The sequence below is a fragment of the Pseudoxanthobacter sp. genome, from assembly GCF_036822375.1.
Taxonomy (GTDB): domain Bacteria; phylum Pseudomonadota; class Alphaproteobacteria; order Rhizobiales; family Segnochrobactraceae; genus Pseudoxanthobacter.
In genome coordinates, this window is sequence record NZ_DAISHT010000344.1 from 1 (window position 1) to 2,344 (window position 2,344).

The 2,344-nt window shown below is 68.6% G+C and carries 2 protein-coding genes; both read left to right on the forward strand.

Annotated elements, in window-relative coordinates; translation table 11 throughout:
• A partial coding sequence (locus tag V7067_RS17425) for a PAS domain-containing sensor histidine kinase (RefSeq protein WP_334177152.1) occupies positions 1-1,625 on the forward strand: 1,625 nt, incomplete at its 5' end.
• Positions 1,615-2,344, forward strand: a 730-nt coding sequence (locus V7067_RS17430) for a response regulator (RefSeq protein ID WP_334177153.1), incomplete at its 3' end; no start/stop codon positions are given. The genes V7067_RS17425 and V7067_RS17430, both read left to right, overlap by 11 nt.

A 2,344-nucleotide genomic window follows, 5' to 3' on the forward strand; every position in this document is an offset into this window, starting at 1 on the left:
ACACCAATCAGGTCGGCGGCGTGATGAAGCTGAAGGCCTATGACGACATGTATCTCTATGTCACCCGCGCCATGGATCCGCGGGTGACGGAATATCTGCGCCTCGCCCGCGAGAGCGCCATCGAATATCACGATCTGGCGGAAAGCCGCCTCGGGGTGCAGACGGCCTTCGCGCTGGTCTATGTCGGCATCACGCTGGTGCTGCTGGTGGCGGCGATCTGGCTGGGCTTTGCCTTTTCCAACCGGCTGGTCTCGCCCATCCGCCGGCTCATCAACGCCGCCGATCAGGTGGCGCGCGGCAATCTCAGCGCCCGCGTGTTCATCCGTCCGCAGGATGGCGATTTCGCCCATCTGGGCCAGACCTTCAACACCATGACCACGCAGCTGCGCTCGCAGCGCGACGACCTCCTGGCCGCCAACGACCAGATCGACCGCCGCCGCCGCTTTACCGAGGCGGTGCTCTCAGGCGTCACGGCCGGCGTGCTCGGCGTGGACGAGGCCGGCCACATCTCGCTCGCCAACCGTTCCGCCGAAGCGCTGCTGGACCTGAAGCCGGAGGATATCGGCGGCCGCGCGGTGGAAGAGGTGGTGCCGGAGCTCGGCCCCATTCTGGCCACCGCCCGCACCGGCCACGGCGACTGGAGCCGGCAGGGCCAGATCGTGCTGATCCGCGACGGCCGCGAGCGCACGGTGGCCGTGCGCGTGACCGACGACCGCTGGCGCGACAACGCCCGGCAGGGCCTCGTCATCACGCTCGACGACATCACCGATCTGGTGAAGGCGCAGCGCACCTCCGCCTGGGCGGATGTCGCCCGCCGCATCGCCCACGAGATCAAGAACCCGCTGACACCGATCCAGCTTTCGGCCGAGCGCATCCGCCGCCGCTACGGCAAGCGCATCGAGGATGACCGCACCGTGTTCGACCAGTGCGTCGACACCATCGTGCGGCAGGTCGGCGACATCGGCCGCATGGTGGACGAGTTCTCGTCGTTCGCGCGCATGCCGAAGCCGGTGTTCGAGCCGCGCGACCTGACGGAGAATGTGCGCGAAGCGGTGTTCCTGCAGAGCGTCAGCCACCCGGATGTGACGTTTGCCACCCATTTCCCCGACGAACCGCTGATCGGTCTGTTCGACCACCGCCAGATGGGGCAGGCCATCGCCAACGTGGTGAAGAACGCCGTCGAGGCGATTACCGGCGCCCCGCCCGGCGCGCGCGGCGACGAGCCGGGGCGCGTCGATGTTTACGTGCGCCGCGAGGACCATACCTTCGTGGTGGATGTGATCGACAACGGGCCCGGCCTGCCGCAGGAAAACCGCGCCCGCCTGCTTGAGCCCTACATGACGACCCGCGAGAAGGGCACCGGCCTCGGCCTTGCCATCGTCGGCAAGATCGTGGAAGAGCACGGCGGCCACATCGAACTTCTGGACGCACCGGCCGTTGCCACCGGCGGCCACGGCGCCTGCGTGCGCCTCGTCTTCCACACCGGAACCGACAAGCCCGCCCCGGCCACCGCCGGCGGGCCGGCATCCGGCCCCAGGTCAGCGGACCAGCCGGCAGCGGATCGTTCCGCCGCCGCGGCCGCTTCTCCGTCTCACCAGCAGTCAGGTGACAGCCATGGCCTCTGACATCCTTATCGTCGACGACGAGGCGGATATCCGCGATCTCATTGCCGGCATTCTCGACGACGAGGGCTACGGCACCCGCACCGCCGGCGACAGCGACAGCGCGCTGGCGGCGATCGGCGAGCGCCGCCCGTCGCTCGTCATCCTCGATATCTGGCTGCAGGGCAGCCGGCTGGACGGGCTGGCGCTGCTGGATGCCATCCACGAGCTGCATCCCGACCTGCCGGTGGTCATCATCTCCGGCCACGGCAACATCGAAACCGCCGTTTCCGCCATCAAGCGCGGGGCCTACGACTATATCGAGAAGCCGTTCAAGGCCGACCGGCTGGTGCTGGCGACCGAACGCGCGCTGGAAGCCTCCAGCCTGCGCCGCGAGCTGAAAGACCTGAAGGAGCGCATCAGCGAGCCCGACGATTTCGTCGGCACCTCCACGGTGATGAACCAGCTGCGACAGGCCATCGAGCGCGTGGCGGCGGCCAACAGCCGCGTGCTCATCTCCGGCCCCTCCGGTGCCGGCAAGGAGATGACGGCCCGCGCCATCCATGCCCGCTCGCCGCGCGCCCGCGGCCCGTTCGTGGTGGTGAACGCCGCCACCATCACGCCCGAGCGGATGGAGGAAGAGCTTTTCGGCATGGAAGGCGGCAGCGGCGTGCCCCGCAAGGTCGGTGCGCTGGAAGAGGCCCACAGCGGCACGCTCTATATCGACGAAGTCGCCGACATGC